This is a genomic window from Streptomyces griseiscabiei (assembly GCF_020010925.1).
GTDB lineage: Bacteria > Actinomycetota > Actinomycetes > Streptomycetales > Streptomycetaceae > Streptomyces > Streptomyces griseiscabiei.
The window spans coordinates 630,548-646,633 of sequence record NZ_JAGJBZ010000003.1; the positions used below are offsets into that span (position 1 = coordinate 630,548).

Genomic DNA, 16,086 nt, shown 5'->3' on the forward strand with positions numbered 1-16,086 from the left:
GGTACCCAGAGCGGACTGGAACGGGAAGGCCACCACCGAGTGAGTACATTCCAGCAACCAGAGCCGAAGGACCGCCCCGCGCGCCTCACCGTCGGTGTCGTCGGCGCCGGCCGGGTCGGCCCCGCGCTGGCGGCGTCGCTCCAGTTGGCGGGCCACCGTCCGGTGGCCGTCTCCGGCGTCTCCGACGCCTCCCGGCGGCGGGCCGCCGCACTGCTGCCCGACGTGCCGCTGATGCCCCCCGCCGACGTGCTGCGCCACGCCGACCTGGTCCTGCTGACCGTCCCGGACGACGCCCTGCCGGGCCTGGTCGAGGGCCTCGCCGAGACCGGCTCCGTCCGGCCCGGCCAGCTCCTCGTGCACACCTCCGGGCGGTACGGCGCACGGGTGCTGGACCCCGCGCGGAGGGCCGGGGCGCTGCCGCTGGCGCTGCACCCCGCGATGACCTTCACCGGGACCCCGGTGGACGTGCAGCGGCTCGCCGGATGCTCCTTCGGGGTCACGGCCCCGGACGAACTGCGGATGGCCGCCGAGGCGCTGGTGATCGAGATGGGCGGCGAGCCCGAGTGGATCGCCGAGGAGAGCCGCCCGCTCTACCACGCGGCTCTCGCCCTGGGCGCCAACCACCTGGTGACCCTGGTCGCCCAGTCCATGGAGCTGCTGCGCACGGCCGGTGTCACCGCCCCCGACCGCATGCTCGGCCCGCTGCTCGGCGCCGCGCTGGACAACGCCCTCAGGTCGGGCGACGCGGCCCTCACCGGCCCCGTCGCGCGCGGGGACGCGGGCACGGTCGCCGCGCACGTGGCCGAGCTGCGCGCGCACGCCCCGGCCACCGTCGCCGGGTATCTGGCGATGGCCCGCGCGACCGCCGACCGCGCCCTCGCCCACGGACTGCTCAAGCCGGAGCTGGCCGAGGACCTCCTCGGGGTACTCGCGGGCGCGACGGACGGCGCCGCCGGAGCGGGCGGCACCGACGGCACCGAGGGGAGCGCCCGATGACGATCACCGTGCTGCGCACCGCCGACGAACTGCACGCACGCGCGCGTACGGGACGCCGGGCCGTCGTCATGACCATGGGCGCCCTGCACGAGGGCCACGCCACCCTGGTCCGCGCCGCCCGCGAGATCGCCGGCCCCACGGGCGAGGTCGTCGTCACGGTGTTCGTGAACCCGCTCCAGTTCGGCGCCGGCGAGGACCTCGACCGCTATCCGCGCACCCTGGACGCCGACGTCAAGCTCGCCGAGGTGTCCGGCGCGGACGTGGTGTTCGCCCCGGCCGTGGACGAGGTCTACCCGGGCGGCGAACCCCAGGTCCGGATCACCGCCGGGCCCATGGGGGAGCGCCTGGAGGGGGCCGCGCGCCCCGGGCACTTCGACGGCATGCTCACCGTCGTCGCCAAGCTGCTCCACCTCACCCGCCCCGACGTCGCCCTCTTCGGCCAGAAGGACGCCCAGCAGCTCGCCCTGATCCGCCGCATGGTCCGCGACCTGAACTTCGGCATGGACATCGTGGGCGTCCCCACCGTCCGCGAGGACGACGGCCTGGCCCTGTCCAGCCGCAACCGCTATCTGTCCCCCGAGGAGCGCCGCACCGCCCTCGCGCTCTCCCAGGCGCTGTTCGCGGGCCGCGACCGGCACGCCGCGCAGGAGGCACTGCGCGCGCGGGCCCGCGAGGTGCCCGCCACCCGCGCGCGTGCCGAGGCGCTGAGCGCGATCGGCGAGTCCCGTGCCGCAGCCGACGCGCACGCCATGGCCAAGGCCGCCCCCGGCGGCCCCGCCGCCGTGCGCGCCGCCGCCCGGCTGGTCCTCGACGAGGCCCTGCGCAGGAAGCCGCCGATCGCCCTGGACTACCTGGCCCTGGTCGACCCGTCCGACTTCACCGACATCCCCGACGGCTTCACCGGCGAAGCCGTCCTCGCCGTCGCGGCCCGGGTGGGGACGACCCGGCTGATCGACAACATCCCCCTCACCTTCGGAACCTTCGGAGCCGCCTCGTGAGCAGCACAGGCACCAGCAGCACAGGCACCGCCACCGGCATACGACTGCACGCGCCCGCCCCGGGCTGGTCCGTCGACGCCGATGTCGTGGTCGTCGGCTCGGGCGTCGCCGGCCTCACCGCCGCGCTGCGCTGCGAGGCCGCCGGCCTGCGCACGGTCGTGGTCACCAAGGCCCGCCTCGACGACGGCTCCACCCGCTGGGCCCAGGGCGGCATCGCCGCCGCCCTCGGCGAGGGCGACACCCCCGAACAGCATCAGGACGACACCCTGGTGGCCGGCGCGGGCCTGTGCGACGAGGAGGCCGTACGGCTCCTCGTCACCGAGGGCCCCGACGCCGTACGCCGGCTGATCGAGACCGGCGCCCACTTCGACGAGTCGGAGGAGGGCGGCCTGGAGCTCACCCGCGAGGGCGGCCACCACCGCCGCCGGATCGCCCACGCGGGCGGCGACGCCACCGGCGCCGAGATCTCCCGGGCCCTCGTCGAGGCCGTACGCGCGCGTGGACTGCGCACGGTCGAGAACGCCCTCGTCCTGGACCTCCTGACCGACGCCGACGGCCGCACGGCCGGCGTCACCCTGCACGTCATGGGCGAGGGCCAGCACGACGGCGTGGGGGCCGTGCACGCGCCCGCCGTCGTCCTCGCGACGGGCGGCATGGGCCAGGTCTTCTCGGCGACCACCAACCCGTCGGTGTCCACCGGCGACGGCGTGGCCCTCGCCCTGCGCGCGGGCGCCGAGGTCTCCGACCTGGAGTTCGTGCAGTTCCACCCGACCGTGCTGTTCCTCGGCGCCGACGCGGAGGGCCAGCAGCCCCTGGTCTCCGAGGCCGTGCGCGGCGAGGGCGCCCACCTGGTCGACGCCGACGGCATCCGCTTCATGCTCGGACAGCACGAGCTGGCCGAGCTGGCGCCCCGCGACATCGTCGCCAAGGGCATCACGCGCCGCATGCTGGAACAGGGCACCGAGCACATGTACCTGGACGCCCGGCACTTCGGCGCCACCATGTGGGAGCACCGCTTCCCGACGATCCTCGCCGCCTGCCGCGCCCACGGCCTCGACCCGGTCACCGAGCCCATCCCGGTCGCCCCGGCCGCCCACTACGCCTCCGGCGGCGTCCGCACCGACTCCCACGGCCGGACCACCGTCCCCGGGCTCTACGCCTGCGGCGAGGTCGCCTGCACCGGCGTCCACGGCGCCAACCGGCTCGCCTCCAACTCCCTCCTGGAGGGCCTGGTCTACGCCGAGCGCATCGCCGCCGACATCGCCGCGGCCCACGCCGGCAACGGCCTCCACGCACGCGTGCCGCAGCCCGTGCCGTACGCCGAGCAGCCCGCGCACCCGCTGCTCGCCCCGGAGATACGGTTCGCGATCCAGCGGACCATGACCGAGGGCGCCGGTGTCCTGCGCTCCGAGGCCTCCCTGGAGACCGCCGCCGCGTCCCTGGACCGGCTGCACGCCGCGGCCCGCGACGCGCTGGCCGAGAACGGCAAGACGGCCGAGCCCGGCGTCGACACCTGGGAGACCACCAACCTCCTGTGCGTGGCCCGGGTCCTGGTCGCCGCCGCGCGGCTGCGCGAGGAGACCCGCGGCTGCCACTGGCGCGAGGACCGCGCCGACCGCGACGACGCCGCCTGGCGCCGCCACATCGTCGTACGGCTGAATCCGGACCGGACGCTCGCCGTACACACCACGGATACCGCAGACTTCCCCCCGACCCGGCCGCATCACCAGGAGCAGTGACAGACGTGAGCACCCCCGAACTTCCCCTCGCCTCCGGCGGCGGCTGCGGCGACGGCTGCGCCTGCGGCGCCGACGACGGGCTGACCGAGGAGTATCTGGAGTGCGGGCTCGACCCCGCGCTCGCCCAGCTCCTGGCCGACGCAGGACTCGACCCCGTGGAGGTCGAGGACATCGCCAACGTCGCCATCCAGGAGGACCTGGACCACGGCGTGGACGTCACCACGGTCGCCACGATCCCCGAGGACGCCCGCTCCACCGCCGACTTCACCGCCCGTGAGGGCGGCGTCGTGGCGGGGCTCAGAATCGCGGAGGCGGTCCTCTCGGTGGCCTGCTCCGACGAGTTCGAGGTCGAGCGGCACGTCGACGACGGCGACCGCGTGGAGGAGGGGCAGAAGCTCCTCAGCGTCACCGGCGCCACCCGCGACCTCCTCACCGCCGAGCGCAGCGCCCTGAACCTGCTGTGCCGCCTCTCCGGCATCGCGACCGCCACGCGCGCGTGGGCGGACGCCCTGGAGGGCACCAAGGCGAAGGTCCGCGACACCCGCAAGACGACGCCGGGGCTGCGCTCCCTGGAGAAGTTCGCGGTCCGCTGCGGCGGCGGGACGAACCACCGGATGTCGCTGTCCGACGCGGCCCTCGTCAAGGACAACCACGTGGTCGCCGCGGGCGGTGTCGCGCAGGCGTTCAAGGCCGTGCGCGAGATGTTCCCCGAGGTGCCCATCGAGGTCGAGGTCGACACCCTCCACCAGCTCCGCGAGGTCATCGACGCGGGCGCCGACCTGATCCTCCTGGACAACTTCACCCCGGTGGAGTGCGAGGAGGCCGTGGCGATCGTCGCCGGCCGGGCCCTCCTGGAGGCCTCGGGCCGGCTGACCCTCACCAACGCCAAGGCGTACGCGGACACGGGCGTCGACTACCTGGCGGTGGGCGCCCTGACCCACTCGTCCCCCATCCTGGACATCGGCCTCGACCTGCGCGCGGCCGAGTAGGGACGGGGACGGGCCATGCTGCTGACCATCGACGTGGGCAACACCCACACCGTCCTCGGGCTGTTCGACGGCGAGGACATCGTCGAACACTGGCGCATCTCCACGGACGCGCGCCGCACCGCCGACGAGCTGGCGGTCCTCCTCCAGGGCCTCATGGGCATGCACCCGCTGCTCGGCGAGGAACTGGGCGACGGCATCGACGGCATCGCGATCTGCGCGACCGTACCGTCCGTCCTGCACGAACTCCGCGAGGTGACCCGCCGCTACTACGGCGACGTCCCCGCGGTCCTCGTCGAACCGGGGGTGAAGACCGGCGTGCCGATCCTCACCGACAACCCCAAGGAGGTCGGTGCGGACCGCATCATCAACGCGGTCGCGGCCGTCGAGCTCTACGGCGGCCCGGCGGTCGTCGTGGACTTCGGTACGGCGACCACGTTCGACGCGGTCAGCGCGCGCGGGGAGTACGTCGGCGGTGTCATCGCCCCCGGTATCGAGATCTCCGTCGAGGCGCTCGGGGTGAAGGGCGCCCAGCTCCGCAAGATCGAGGTGGCCCGGCCCCGCAGCGTGATCGGCAAGAACACGGTCGAGGCGATGCAGTCCGGGATCGTCTACGGGTTCGCCGGGCAGGTCGACGGGGTCGTGAGCCGCATGGTCCGTGAGCTGGCCGACGACCCCGAGGACGTGACGGTCATCGCCACGGGTGGGCTCGCGCCGATGGTGCTGGGCGAGTCCTCGGTGATCGACGAGCACGAGCCGTGGCTGACGCTGATCGGGCTGAGGCTGGTGTACGAGCGGAACGTGTCGCGGCTCTGAGGGCGCGGGAGGGGTGGGGGGTGTCTGGGGTGCGTTGCCGGGTGCGGCCCGGTGGGGCTTCTCGCGCAGTTCCCCGCGCCCCTGAAAAGCAGGGGCTGCGCCCCGTGCTTTTCAGGCCCGCCGCCGTTCGCCTTTCAGGCCGCGGGGCCGTGGTCCTTTAGGGGCGCGGGGAACTGCGCGACCAGCCCCCACCGGACCCGCACCCGCCCACACACCGAACCCCCACCCCCACCCCCACCGCGCCCCCGTCCACCCAGGTGGGTGGTCCCCGGCGCCACACGCCCCCATCGACCCTCTTTTGTCTGATTAGCGCGTATCGTCGCGGCATGCCCACGCCCCACGGAACCCGCGGTGGCATGGCGTTCGGTGCGGAGGAGCTGCGTGTGCTCCGTCGTGCCCTCGCCCTTGCCCTCAACCCCAGCCCCGCCTCGGCGGAGGAGGTGCAGGACTGCCTCCGGCTCGCCGAGTCCGTCGACGAGGCGACCCGCGAGGAAGCCCGTCTGAGGGCCTTCCTGCTGGCCGACCTCGCCCGCTACCGCGCCGCGCTCCCCGGCACGGTCACGGGCTACACGGCGCTCCTCACCCAGGCCCTGGACACCGGGTACCACCCGCACCCGGACGACCTCGCCGCCCTGCGCGCGCTGCGCGGCAACCCCGCCGCCGCGGCCCTCCTGGAGCGCTGCCGCCCCGTCGTCGAGCAGGACGTGCGCGCCCGCTTCGCGGGGCGCGCGGCGGCCTCGGCCGTGGTCGTCCCCGCCTCCCGCTCCGGCTCCGGCCGTTCCCGGCTCCGCCTCACCGCCCTTCCCGGCGGCCTGGCCGAGCGGGACGTCCACGCGCGCGACGCCGCCGACCAGCCGAAGCCGGCCCGGCCCGCCCGGCCCGCGGAGCCCGCCGAGAAGCCCGGCCCGGTGCCCCGCCCCGCCGCCCCGAGCCCGGCCCGCCGCCCCATCCCGACCCCCGGCGAGGTCTTCCCGCCCAAGCGGAAACCGGCCGCCCCGCCCGCGAACCCGCCCCAGCAACTGGCCGCCGTCTAGCCCTGGCTACCCTGGACGCATGGACTACGTCTCCGCGCTGCTGCCCCCCATCGTGATGGCCGTGCTGTTCATCGCCGTCATCAGGGTGATCGTGAAGACCCAGGGCGGCCCCAACAAGGCCAAGGAGGACGCCGCCGTCGACGCGGCCCTCGCCCGCGCGGAGAGCGCCCGCCAGGCCGACGGCACCGACCTCCGGGGCACCGGCGCCTGACGCACCCGGCACCGGGCCCCGCGACACCCCGCTCCATCGGCGTACGACTCGTCAGCTCTTCGAGTCGTACGCCTTTTTGTTCCGTTTCTTGGAGTTTCTTCGGGTTTCTTTGAGATTCTTTGGGTTTCTTCGGATATCGTGCGGAACTGTGCCTCGCCCCTTGGGAGAACTCGAAGACGCGGTCATGACGCGGGTGTGGAAGTGGAACCGCCCGGTGACCGTTCGGGAAGTCCTGGAAGACCTTCAGCGGGAACGGTCCATCGCGTACACGACGGTGATGACCGTTCTGGACAATCTCCATCAGAAGGGCTGGGTGCGCCGGGAGGCGGAAGGTCGGGCCTATCGATATGAGGCGGTCTCCACCCGCGCCGCCTACTCGGCCGCACTGATGAACGAAGCCTGGTCGCAGAGCGACAACCCCGCCGCCGCTCTCGTCGCGTTCTTCGGGATGATGAGCGAGGAACAGCGACAGGCGCTCACCGACGCCGTACGCATCGTGCAGGGCCCTGACCCCGTCAAACCCGAACCGGCGCCGCCCGCGGCCCGCCTCGGTGAAACCCCTGCCGAAACCGCCGGCGAATCCGCCGAATCGTCCGGCGAAACACAGGGGACCCCCGGCGAATCACCGGATCTTCCCGGGCGATAGCGTCCGCTCATGCCAGCATCGAGTCCCGAAGTCACCGCAAAAGCCATCACCGTCCGGCGGGCTCGGACCAGCGATGTCCCGCACGTGCGCGACCTCCTCGACTCTTACGTGCAGCGTCGCATCCTGCTCGACAAAGCGACGGTCACGCTTTACGAGGACATCCAGGAGTTCTGGGTCGCGGAACGGGGCACCGGTCCGGACGCCGAGGTCGTCGGCTGTGGTGCCCTGCACGTCATGTGGGAAGACCTCGCCGAAGTCCGCACTCTCGCGGTGAACCCGGCCGCCAAGGGTCTCGGTGTCGGCCACCGGTTGCTGGAGAAGTTGCTCGACACCGCTCGCTGGCTCGGTGTTCGCCGGGTTTTCTGTCTGACCTTCGAAGTCGAGTTCTTCGCGAAGCACGGCTTCGTGGAGATCGGCGAGACTCCGGTCGACACCGATGTGTACGCGGAGCTGCTGCGTTCCTATGACGAGGGCGTCGCGGAGTTCCTCGGTCTCGAACGGGTGAAACCGAACACCTTGGGCAACAGCCGGATGCTTCTGCATCTGTGATCGTCGGCGGATCGGCAAGGAACCCGGGGCTTGAAGCCCGGGCATGAACCCCGGGCTTCATCGGCGAACCTCATCGGCGAACCCCGACCCCTATTCCGGTGGGGCCGCCTTGCCCGGGTTCCCTATGTCCGAAACGCGCACGTTTCCGGTCTCCCCCGGACTCCGGGCCCTCTCCGTGGCCTCTCCCCGGTCTCTCCCAGGGGTTTGTGTTTTTCCTGGAAAAGCGGTTTGCTTTCCGACGTACTGCAGTACTGCATATAACAGGGGACGTGAAACAGCGGCGCTCGCCGCAGGCCCTCGGCCCTGAAGTTATCGATGAAAGGAAATCCGGTGGCACAGAAGGTTCAGGTCCTTCTTGTCGACGACCTCGACGGCGGCGAGGCGGACGAGACCGTGACGTTCGCGCTGGACGGCAAGACGTACGAGATCGACCTCACGACCGCCAACGCGGACAAGCTTCGCGGCCTTCTCGACCCTTACGTCAAGGGTGGCCGCCGTACCGGAGGCCGTGCGGCGGGCGGGCGCGGCAAGGCCCGTGCCGCTTCCGGCGGCAGCCAGGACACCGCGGCCATCCGCGCGTGGGCGAAGGAGAACGGCTACGAGGTCAACGACCGCGGCCGTGTCCCCGCCTCCATCCGCGAGGCCTACGAGAAGGCCAACGGCTGAGATTCCGACGGCCCGGTGCTCACGCGCCGCAGCCGGACGCGGTGGCAGTGCGTCGCCACCGTGTCCACCACTCGCACGAGGTCGGGGGCGTCCCCACCGCCTCCCAACGCCGACATGCTCGGCAGCGAGGGTTCCACCTCGCATCCCGGCTCGGGGGGCCGCAGCCAGTCGGCGGCCCCCTGTGAACCGGCCTCCCCGCGCACGCCCGCGAGCCTTCCGGCCCCGCCCGGAAGCGCCGGCGCCGCCAGCCGACCGCCCGTTCCGACGGCGGTGAGGTCCAGGTCGAGGCCGCCCCAGTCCAGCCACTCCAGCAGACCCGGCAGCTCCTCCGCGCTCCCCGCCGCGACCAGCAGCAGCATCCGGTCCCCGCGCAGCGCCACCGGCGAGCCCGGACCGGGCACCGGTCCCAGATGCCTGAGCGCCGCGACCCCCGCTTCCGCCGGGACATCGAGCACATCGAAGCGCAGGCCCGTAAGGAGTTGTACGGGCGTCCCGGGCACGGTCGCCCAGCCGAGTTCGTTCTCGTACCACTGCCGCACCGCGTCCCGGGCGATGTCACCCGGAACATCGCGCGGGACGACGCCCTGGGCCTCGCTCGGGTCGAGCGGTCGGCGGGGAAGGGGGACGATGGCCATGTCAGGAGCAACCGTGCGAAGGAGCCCGGAGTTACGCTGGGTATCGGCTCGGATGCGAGGAGTGCCGGGAAAGGGGGCGTTCCGTGGTGTGTGACGACGCAAGGATGTTCGCCCTTAGCGGAGGGAACCGGTGCATCCGGCATGGAGTGTCAGTGCCTACGGGTAAGACATCCCTAGTGGGAGGGGGCGACACGCAGGAATGGCCGTCTCACGTTCGCCATCGGCGTACTGATGGTGGGGGTAACTGCCTGGCCTGCGGGAACATCGTCTCGCACCATCGGGTTGGAGCAGATGTCGGCGTTCGGGGTCAGGAGGCCAAGGACGGTGTCGGCAGTTGGAATGAGCGGTCCCCGCTTGCGGGACTAAGCTGCGGAAGGACAGCGAGGGGAGCGTCCCCTCACTGCCTGACCGCTCTGAGGAGCGATTAACGATGTTCGAGAGGTTCACCGACCGCGCGCGGCGGGTTGTCGTCCTGGCTCAGGAAGAAGCCCGGATGCTCAACCACAACTACATCGGCACCGAGCACATCCTCCTGGGCCTGATCCACGAGGGTGAGGGTGTCGCCGCTAAGGCCCTGGAGAGCCTCGGGATTTCGCTCGAGGCGGTCCGCCAGCAGGTGGAGGAGATCATCGGGCAGGGGCAGCAGGCCCCGTCCGGGCACATCCCCTTCACCCCCCGTGCCAAGAAGGTCCTGGAGCTGTCGCTCCGCGAGGCCCTTCAGCTGGGCCACAACTACATCGGCACGGAGCACATCCTGCTCGGCCTGATCCGTGAGGGCGAGGGCGTCGCCGCCCAGGTCCTGGTCAAGCTGGGCGCAGATCTCAACCGGGTGCGGCAGCAGGTCATCCAGCTGCTCTCCGGTTACCAGGGCAAGGAGACCGCCACCGCCGGCGGGCCCGCCGAGGGCACCCCCTCGACGTCCCTGGTCCTCGACCAGTTCGGCCGGAACCTCACCCAGGCCGCTCGTGAGTCCAAGCTCGACCCGGTGATCGGGCGCGAGAAGGAGATCGAGCGGGTCATGCAGGTGCTGTCCCGCCGCACCAAGAACAACCCGGTGCTGATCGGTGAGCCCGGTGTCGGCAAGACCGCCGTCGTCGAAGGCCTCGCCCAGGCCATCGTCAAGGGCGAGGTGCCCGAGACCCTCAAGGACAAGCACCTCTACACCCTCGACCTCGGCGCGCTGGTCGCCGGCTCCCGCTACCGCGGTGACTTCGAGGAGCGCCTGAAGAAGGTGCTCAAGGAGATCCGCACCCGCGGCGACATCATCCTGTTCATCGACGAGCTGCACACGCTGGTCGGTGCGGGTGCCGCCGAGGGCGCCATCGACGCCGCCTCGATCCTGAAGCCGATGCTGGCCCGCGGTGAGCTGCAGACCATCGGTGCCACCACGCTGGACGAGTACCGCAAGCACCTGGAGAAGGACGCGGCCCTGGAGCGCCGCTTCCAGCCCATCCAGGTCGCCGAGCCCTCGCTCCCGCACACCATCGAGATCCTCAAGGGCCTCCGTGACCGGTACGAGGCGCACCACCGCGTCTCGATCACGGACGAGGCCCTGGTGCAGGCGGCGACGCTCGCCGACCGGTACATCTCGGACCGCTTCCTCCCGGACAAGGCGATCGACCTGATCGACGAGGCCGGATCGCGGATGCGCATCCGCCGGATGACCGCGCCGCCGGACCTCCGCGAGTTCGACGAGAAGATCGCCGGTGTCCGCCGGGACAAGGAGTCCGCGATCGACTCGCAGGACTTCGAGAAGGCCGCCTCCCTGCGCGACAAGGAGAAGCAGCTTCTCGCCGCGAAGGCCAAGCGGGAGAAGGAGTGGAAGGCCGGCGACATGGACGTCGTCGCCGAGGTCGACGGCGAGCTGATCGCCGAGGTCCTCGCGACCGCCACCGGCATCCCGGTCTTCAAGCTGACCGAGGAGGAGTCCTCGCGTCTGCTGCGTATGGAGGACGAGCTCCACAAGCGGGTCATCGGCCAGGTCGACGCCGTCAAGGCGCTGTCGAAGGCGATCCGTCGTACGCGCGCGGGCCTCAAGGACCCGAAGCGTCCCGGTGGTTCGTTCATCTTCGCGGGCCCGTCCGGTGTCGGTAAGACGGAACTCTCCAAGGCTCTGGCCGAGTTCCTCTTCGGTGACGAGGACGCGCTGATCTCCCTCGACATGTCGGAGTTCAGCGAGAAGCACACGGTCTCGCGGCTCTTCGGTTCGCCCCCCGGCTACGTGGGCTACGAAGAGGGCGGCCAGCTGACCGAGAAGGTCCGCCGCAAGCCGTTCTCCGTCGTCCTCTTCGACGAGGTCGAGAAGGCCCACCCGGACATCTTCAACTCGCTGCTGCAGATCCTGGAGGACGGTCGGCTGACCGACTCCCAGGGCCGGGTCGTGGACTTCAAGAACACGGTCATCATCATGACGACCAACCTCGGCACCCGGGACATCTCCAAGGGCTTCAACCTGGGCTTCGCGGCCTCGGGCGACAAGAAGACCAACTACGAGCGCATGAAGAACAAGGTCTCGGACGAGCTGAAGCAGCACTTCCGGCCCGAGTTCCTCAACCGTGTCGACGACGTCGTCGTCTTCCCGCAGCTCACGCAGGAGGACATCCTCAAGATCGTCGACCTGATGATCGGCAAGGTCGACGAGCGCCTCAAGGACCGGGACATGGGCATCGAGCTCTCCCAGGCCGCGAAGGAGCTGCTGTCCAAGAAGGGCTACGACCCCGTCCTGGGCGCCCGGCCGCTGCGCCGGACCATCCAGCGCGAGGTCGAGGACACCCTCTCCGAGAAGATCCTCTTCGGCGAGCTGCGCCCCGGCCACATCGTGGTCGTGGACACCGAGGGCGAGGGCGACGCGGCCACCTTCACCTTCCGGGGTGAGGAGAAGTCGGCGCTGCCGGACGTCCCGCCGATCGAGCAGGCGGCCGGCGGCGCGGGCCCGAACCTGAGCAAGGACGCGTAACCGCGGCGCTCGGCCCGAGCGCGCGCAGGGGCTGCCCCGGGACTTCGGTCCCGGGGCAGCCCCTTTTGTGTTTCCGGCGCGTGCGGAGAGGGGCATTTCCGGCGGGTTCCGAGTGATGCGGGCCTCGTAGTCGGCGTCACATTCGGGGTTCTTCTGCGAGGGGTGTCGGTGACGTGCCGCACAGGTCATTTGTCCGGTACTAGGAGGAATAGTGGCGGGAAGGTGGTGAGCAAAACGGACATTTGGGTTCGAGGGTGAGGGATTCGAAGGGTGATGTGCAGGTGGGGACGGGTTTGGGGGTGGGTGTCAAGAAGGGGTCCCATTTCGCGTGGAGTACGACGTTCCGTCGTAGGTCACACATTTGGGGCGGTTCGGGGCGGGGCGGTACCAAGGGGTGTCCCATTCGGCAGGCGCTGATGTGTGCCGGGTGGGATTCGTGTCCGTCGAGGCACAGTCCTTGTCTCCGTTCCCCGTGAGGTTCTCCATGTCGCAGCGTGTTCGCACTCCCCGCACCCGTACGTCCCAGCTCCGCGTCCGGGCCGCCCTGGTGGCCGCCGGGGTGGGGGTCTCGGGTGTGCTGGGTGCCGGGGTCGCGGCCGCCGCCGGTGGTCCTCAGGCCGCGAGTGCCACCACCGCCACCGTTCAGACCGTCGCCGCCAAGAAGGCCGCCAAGAAGGCGACCTCCTGGGTCAGCCCGGTCAAGGGCTACAAGCTGAGCGCCAGCTTCGCGCAGGCCGGCAACATGTGGTCCGCCAAGCACAGCGGGCAGGACTTCGCCGTCAAGAGCGGCACGTCCGTCGTCGCCGCGCACGGCGGCACCGTCGTGAAGGCCGGCGGCAACGGCGCCGGCGACGGTCCCGCGTACGGCAACGCCGTCGTCATCAAGCACGGCAACGGCACCTTCTCGCAGTACGCCCACCTCTCGAAGGTGAACGTGAAGGCCGGGCAGGTCGTCAAGACCGGGCAGCGCATAGCCCTCTCCGGCAACACCGGTAACTCCAGCGGGCCGCACCTGCACTTCGAGGTCCGTACGACCGCCAACTACGGCTCCGCCATCGACCCGGTCGCCTTCCTGCGGACCAAGGGCATCACCGTCTGACGTGAGCGGGCGGGGTCAGCACGGGCCGTGGTCCTGGCCCGTGCCGCACATCGGGGTGCCGGCGTAGTAGTCGTTGAGCAGGATCATGAGCAGGACCATCGTCACCCCCACCAGCGCCGTCCCGACCACGGCGACGACATGGCGTCTGCGGAGGAACGCGGCGCGCTCCTCGTCGGTCATACGGGCGTAGTCGTCGGCGTTCATCCGGGCCTCCTCGGCGGGTGCTCGGGAGAGTCCCGAAAGCTCTGATGTTTTACCCCGGTTCGCGGGCATTCAAGAGTTCTGGGTGCCCGTGTGTGCCTGGGTCACCAGATCGATCGCGACCTCCAGGACGGCCTCGCGCTTCTCCTCGGGGTCGCCTTCGACGTCCCGGAGGACGAACATCCCGGCGTGCATGGTGAACAGGGCGCTCATGCAGCGGACCTGGTCGGTCAGGGCGGCGTCCGGCTCCTTGATCGTGTCGATCAGCCGGATCATGCGGTCCTTGAACGTCTCCCCGACGCTCAGCTCGCGCACCGTCGCCTGGTTCTCCTGCATGAAGCGGAAGAGGGGGGCCACGTCGGCGAGGGCCACGCTGTAGCGGCGCAGGATCTCCCGCTTGGTGTCGAGCGTGCGGGGCTGGGCGCCGGCCCATTCGATCAGCTCGTCGATCGGGCGCTGCAGGTCCTGGAAGAGGCCGATGAGGATGTCTTCCTTGGTCTTGAAGTGGTAGTAGAGCGCCGCCTTCGTCACGTCGAGGCGTTCGGCGATCTCCCGCAGTGAGGTCTTCTCGTACCCCTGTTCGGCGAAGAGTTCGAGGGCGACGTCCTGGATGCGCTGACGGGTGTTGCCGCGACGCTGCCGCCTCGGAGCCGCGTCCGCCGCCTCCGTCGTGTGTGTCGCGTCCACTGTCGGGTCGCTCATCCTCGTATCTCCTCGCCGTCACGGATGGCCTGGGTCGGTCAAGGCTCGGCCAAGCCCGCTGAACTTACTTGACGCCCGGCTAGTTAGAGACCTAGCTTCCCTAAGTGTAGACAACTAGCCGGTCGGCAAGTAAGTGCTCGGATGCTCCGGGGGGAGTGGAGGACCGCGATGGATGCGGAGAAGAAGAACGAAGTGAGCGGTGGGGCCGAGGCGGACGGGCCGCAGCCGCGCAGTGTGCGGGTGGTGCTGCTCGCGCTCATGATCGCCATGCTGCTGGCGATGCTCGACAACATGATCATCGGCACCGCGATGCCGACGATCGTGGGCGAGCTGGGCGGACTCGAACACCTGTCGTGGGTCGTCACCGCGTACACCCTGGCGACCGCCGCCTCCACTCCGATCTGGGGCAAGCTCGGCGACCTCTACGGGCGCAAGCGGGTCTTCATGACCTCGATCGTGATCTTCCTGATCGGGTCGGCGCTGAGCGGGATGGCCCAGGACATGGGGCAGCTCATCGGGTTCCGCGCGATCCAGGGGCTCGGCGCCGGCGGGCTGATGGTCGGCGTCATGGCGATCATCGGCGATCTGATACCGCCCCGGGAACGCGGCAAGTACCAGGGGATGATGGCCGGAGTGATGGCCCTCGCCATGATCGCCGGGCCGCTGGTCGGCGGGTCCATCACCGACCACTGGGGCTGGCGCTGGTCCTTCTACATCAACCTGCCGCTCGGCGTCGTGGCGCTGATCGCCGTCAGCGCCGTACTGCATCTGCCGAAGCCGGCGCGGGACGGGCGGTCGGCGCGGGACATCGACTATCTCGGCGCGGCGCTGCTGACCGTCGGCATCACGGCGATCGTGCTGGTCACGACGTGGGGCGGGACCGATTACGCCTGGGGGTCGGCCGTCATCATGGAGCTGATCGCGCTCGGGGTGGCCGCGCTGGTCGGGTTCCTGTTCGTGCAGAAGCGGGTGGCGGAGCCGGTGATCCCGCTGCACATCTTCCGCAGCCGGAACTTCACGCTGATGTCCGTGATCGGGTTCTTCACCGGGTTCGTGATGTTCGGCGCGGTGCTGTTCCTGCCGCTGTTCCAGCAGTCCGTGCAGGGCGCGTCCGCGACCAACTCCGGGCTGTTGCTGCTGCCGATGCTGGGGGCGATGCTCGCGGTGTCGATGGTGGCCGGGCGGGTGACCACGGGGAGCGGCCGTTACAAGGTCTTCCCGGTCGTCGGGAGCGTCCTGATGATCGTGGGGCTGTTCCTGCTGTCGCAGATGGACACCGGGACGAGCCGGGTGACGTCCGGGCTGTTCATGGCCGTGCTGGGCGCCGGCATGGGGTGTCTGATGCAGATCACCATGCTGGTCGCGCAGAACAGTGTCGAGATGAAGGACATGGGGGTCGCGTCCTCGACCACCACGCTCGCCCGGACGCTGGGGTCGTCCTTCGGGGTCGCGATCATGGGAGCCCTCTTCAACAGCCGGGTGCAGGACGTGATGAGCGAGCGGGCCGGGGCGCTGGGGTCGGCGGTGACCGAGCGGTCCGCGCAGCTGGATGCCGCGAGTCTGGCGAAGTTGCCTGCGGCGGCTCGGGAGGCGTATCAGTACGCGGTGGCTTCCGGGACGCACTCGGCGTTTTTGCTGGGGGCGGTGGTGTCCGTGGTGGCGTTGGTGGCTGCGGTGTTCGTGAGGGAGGTGCCGTTGCGGGGGGCCGGGGGGCCTTCTGCGGCGGAGGCATCTGGCAAGGCGGAGGCCGGGGACATGGTGCGCGCCTGAGGGGGAGTGGGGCGCGGTTCGTCGGCGGGTCCGGTGGGGGCTGGTCGCGCAGTTCCCCGCGCCCCTTAAGGGCCTACGGCCC

At 70.8% G+C, this 16,086-nt stretch carries 16 protein-coding genes; 13 read left to right on the forward strand and 3 right to left on the reverse strand.

Annotated elements, in window-relative coordinates:
• Nucleotides 1–39 precede the first annotated feature (39 nt).
• The 10 genes from J8M51_RS36635 to J8M51_RS36680 all read left to right on the forward strand — a co-directional run bounded on the left by J8M51_RS36635 (nt 40) and on the right by J8M51_RS36680 (nt 8,641).
• The gene (locus J8M51_RS36635; protein WP_086759980.1) at nt 40–996 is read left to right on the forward strand and encodes a Rossmann-like and DUF2520 domain-containing protein; all 957 of its coding nucleotides are present in this window, start codon (nt 40–42) and stop codon (nt 994–996) included.
• Nucleotides 993–1,994: a pantoate--beta-alanine ligase gene (panC, locus tag J8M51_RS36640; RefSeq protein ID WP_086759982.1), complete on the forward strand. Its 1,002-nt coding sequence runs from the start codon at nt 993–995 to the stop codon at nt 1,992–1,994. The genes J8M51_RS36635 and panC overlap by 4 nt, the downstream gene beginning before the upstream one ends.
• Nucleotides 1,991–3,733, forward strand: coding sequence for an L-aspartate oxidase (locus J8M51_RS36645; protein WP_086759984.1), 1,743 nt, complete (start codon nt 1,991–1,993; stop codon nt 3,731–3,733). Before panC ends, J8M51_RS36645 begins: the two co-directional genes overlap by 4 nt.
• Before the next feature lie 5 nt (nt 3,734–3,738).
• Nucleotides 3,739–4,722, forward strand: coding sequence for a carboxylating nicotinate-nucleotide diphosphorylase (gene nadC / locus J8M51_RS36650; RefSeq protein ID WP_086759985.1), 984 nt, complete (start codon nt 3,739–3,741; stop codon nt 4,720–4,722).
• Between the two features lie 15 nt (nt 4,723–4,737).
• Nucleotides 4,738–5,535 (forward strand): type III pantothenate kinase, encoded by a 798-nt coding sequence (locus J8M51_RS36655; protein WP_037702429.1) that lies wholly within the window; start codon nt 4,738–4,740, stop codon nt 5,533–5,535.
• Between the two features lie 356 nt (nt 5,536–5,891).
• Complete coding sequence (locus J8M51_RS36660; RefSeq protein ID WP_267299906.1) at nt 5,892–6,569, forward strand: hypothetical protein; 678 nt, start codon at nt 5,892–5,894, stop codon at nt 6,567–6,569.
• A 19-nt stretch (nt 6,570–6,588) separates the two neighbouring features.
• Nucleotides 6,589–6,780: a hypothetical protein gene (locus tag J8M51_RS36665; RefSeq protein WP_086761529.1), complete on the forward strand. Its 192-nt coding sequence runs from the start codon at nt 6,589–6,591 to the stop codon at nt 6,778–6,780.
• Nucleotides 6,781–6,940: 160 nt separating this feature from the next.
• Nucleotides 6,941–7,426, forward strand: coding sequence for a BlaI/MecI/CopY family transcriptional regulator (locus J8M51_RS36670; RefSeq protein WP_216869730.1), 486 nt, complete (start codon nt 6,941–6,943; stop codon nt 7,424–7,426).
• 9 nt (nt 7,427–7,435) lie between these two features.
• Nucleotides 7,436–7,975, forward strand: coding sequence for an amino-acid N-acetyltransferase (locus J8M51_RS36675; RefSeq protein ID WP_086761533.1), 540 nt, complete (start codon nt 7,436–7,438; stop codon nt 7,973–7,975).
• 330 nt (nt 7,976–8,305) lie between these two features.
• Complete coding sequence (locus tag J8M51_RS36680; RefSeq protein ID WP_033524724.1) at nt 8,306–8,641, forward strand: histone-like nucleoid-structuring protein Lsr2; 336 nt, start codon at nt 8,306–8,308, stop codon at nt 8,639–8,641.
• Here the strand turns inward: J8M51_RS36680 and J8M51_RS36685 are convergent.
• The gene (locus J8M51_RS36685; protein WP_086761535.1) at nt 8,620–9,276 is read right to left on the reverse strand and encodes an SCO3374 family protein; all 657 of its coding nucleotides are present in this window, start codon (nt 9,274–9,276) and stop codon (nt 8,620–8,622) included. The genes J8M51_RS36680 and J8M51_RS36685 overlap by 22 nt on opposite strands.
• Nucleotides 9,277–9,706: 430 nt before the next feature.
• Between J8M51_RS36685 and J8M51_RS36690 the strand changes: the two genes are divergently transcribed.
• Nucleotides 9,707–12,232 (forward strand): ATP-dependent Clp protease ATP-binding subunit, encoded by a 2,526-nt coding sequence (locus J8M51_RS36690; RefSeq protein WP_013001652.1) that lies wholly within the window; start codon nt 9,707–9,709, stop codon nt 12,230–12,232.
• Between the two features lie 484 nt (nt 12,233–12,716).
• Nucleotides 12,717–13,331: a M23 family metallopeptidase gene (locus J8M51_RS36695; RefSeq protein ID WP_179203392.1), complete on the forward strand. Its 615-nt coding sequence runs from the start codon at nt 12,717–12,719 to the stop codon at nt 13,329–13,331.
• Between the two features lie 15 nt (nt 13,332–13,346).
• On the opposite strand, the gene J8M51_RS36700 is transcribed toward J8M51_RS36695, so the two are convergent.
• Nucleotides 13,347–13,535 carry a hypothetical protein gene (locus tag J8M51_RS36700; protein ID WP_086761541.1) on the reverse strand — a complete coding sequence of 63 codons (189 nt, stop codon included), beginning with the start codon at nt 13,533–13,535 and terminating at the stop codon, nt 13,347–13,349.
• 69 nt (nt 13,536–13,604) lie between these two features.
• Nucleotides 13,605–14,234 carry a TetR/AcrR family transcriptional regulator gene (locus J8M51_RS36705; protein WP_086761543.1) on the reverse strand — a complete coding sequence of 210 codons (630 nt, stop codon included), beginning with the start codon at nt 14,232–14,234 and terminating at the stop codon, nt 13,605–13,607.
• Nucleotides 14,235–14,402: 168 nt separating this feature from the next.
• Here J8M51_RS36705 and J8M51_RS36710 point away from each other — a divergent pair, with 168 nt between their 5' ends.
• Nucleotides 14,403–16,004 carry an MDR family MFS transporter gene (locus tag J8M51_RS36710; protein ID WP_267299801.1) on the forward strand — a complete coding sequence of 534 codons (1,602 nt, stop codon included), beginning with the start codon at nt 14,403–14,405 and terminating at the stop codon, nt 16,002–16,004.
• Nucleotides 16,005–16,086 lie beyond the last annotated feature (82 nt).

What these genes read in the sequence shown, in the direction of transcription:
- J8M51_RS36710 (WP_267299801.1), top strand. Translation starts at nt 14,403, where the DNA reads ATGGATGCGGAGAAGAAGAACGAAGTGAGCGGTGGGGCCGAGGCGGAC.
- J8M51_RS36705 (WP_086761543.1), bottom strand. Translation starts at nt 14,234, where the DNA reads ATGAGCGACCCGACAGTGGACGCGACACACACGACGGAGGCGGCGGAC.
- J8M51_RS36695 (WP_179203392.1), top strand. Translation starts at nt 12,717, where the DNA reads ATGTCGCAGCGTGTTCGCACTCCCCGCACCCGTACGTCCCAGCTCCGC.
- J8M51_RS36685 (WP_086761535.1), bottom strand. Translation starts at nt 9,276, where the DNA reads ATGGCCATCGTCCCCCTTCCCCGCCGACCGCTCGACCCGAGCGAGGCC.
- J8M51_RS36660 (WP_267299906.1), top strand. Translation starts at nt 5,892, where the DNA reads ATGGCGTTCGGTGCGGAGGAGCTGCGTGTGCTCCGTCGTGCCCTCGCC.
- J8M51_RS36690 (WP_013001652.1), top strand. Translation starts at nt 9,707, where the DNA reads ATGTTCGAGAGGTTCACCGACCGCGCGCGGCGGGTTGTCGTCCTGGCT.
- panC (WP_086759982.1), top strand. Translation starts at nt 993, where the DNA reads ATGACGATCACCGTGCTGCGCACCGCCGACGAACTGCACGCACGCGCG.
- J8M51_RS36665 (WP_086761529.1), top strand. Translation starts at nt 6,589, where the DNA reads ATGGACTACGTCTCCGCGCTGCTGCCCCCCATCGTGATGGCCGTGCTG.
- J8M51_RS36675 (WP_086761533.1), top strand. Translation starts at nt 7,436, where the DNA reads ATGCCAGCATCGAGTCCCGAAGTCACCGCAAAAGCCATCACCGTCCGG.
- J8M51_RS36700 (WP_086761541.1), bottom strand. Translation starts at nt 13,535, where the DNA reads ATGAACGCCGACGACTACGCCCGTATGACCGACGAGGAGCGCGCCGCG.
- J8M51_RS36655 (WP_037702429.1), top strand. Translation starts at nt 4,738, where the DNA reads ATGCTGCTGACCATCGACGTGGGCAACACCCACACCGTCCTCGGGCTG.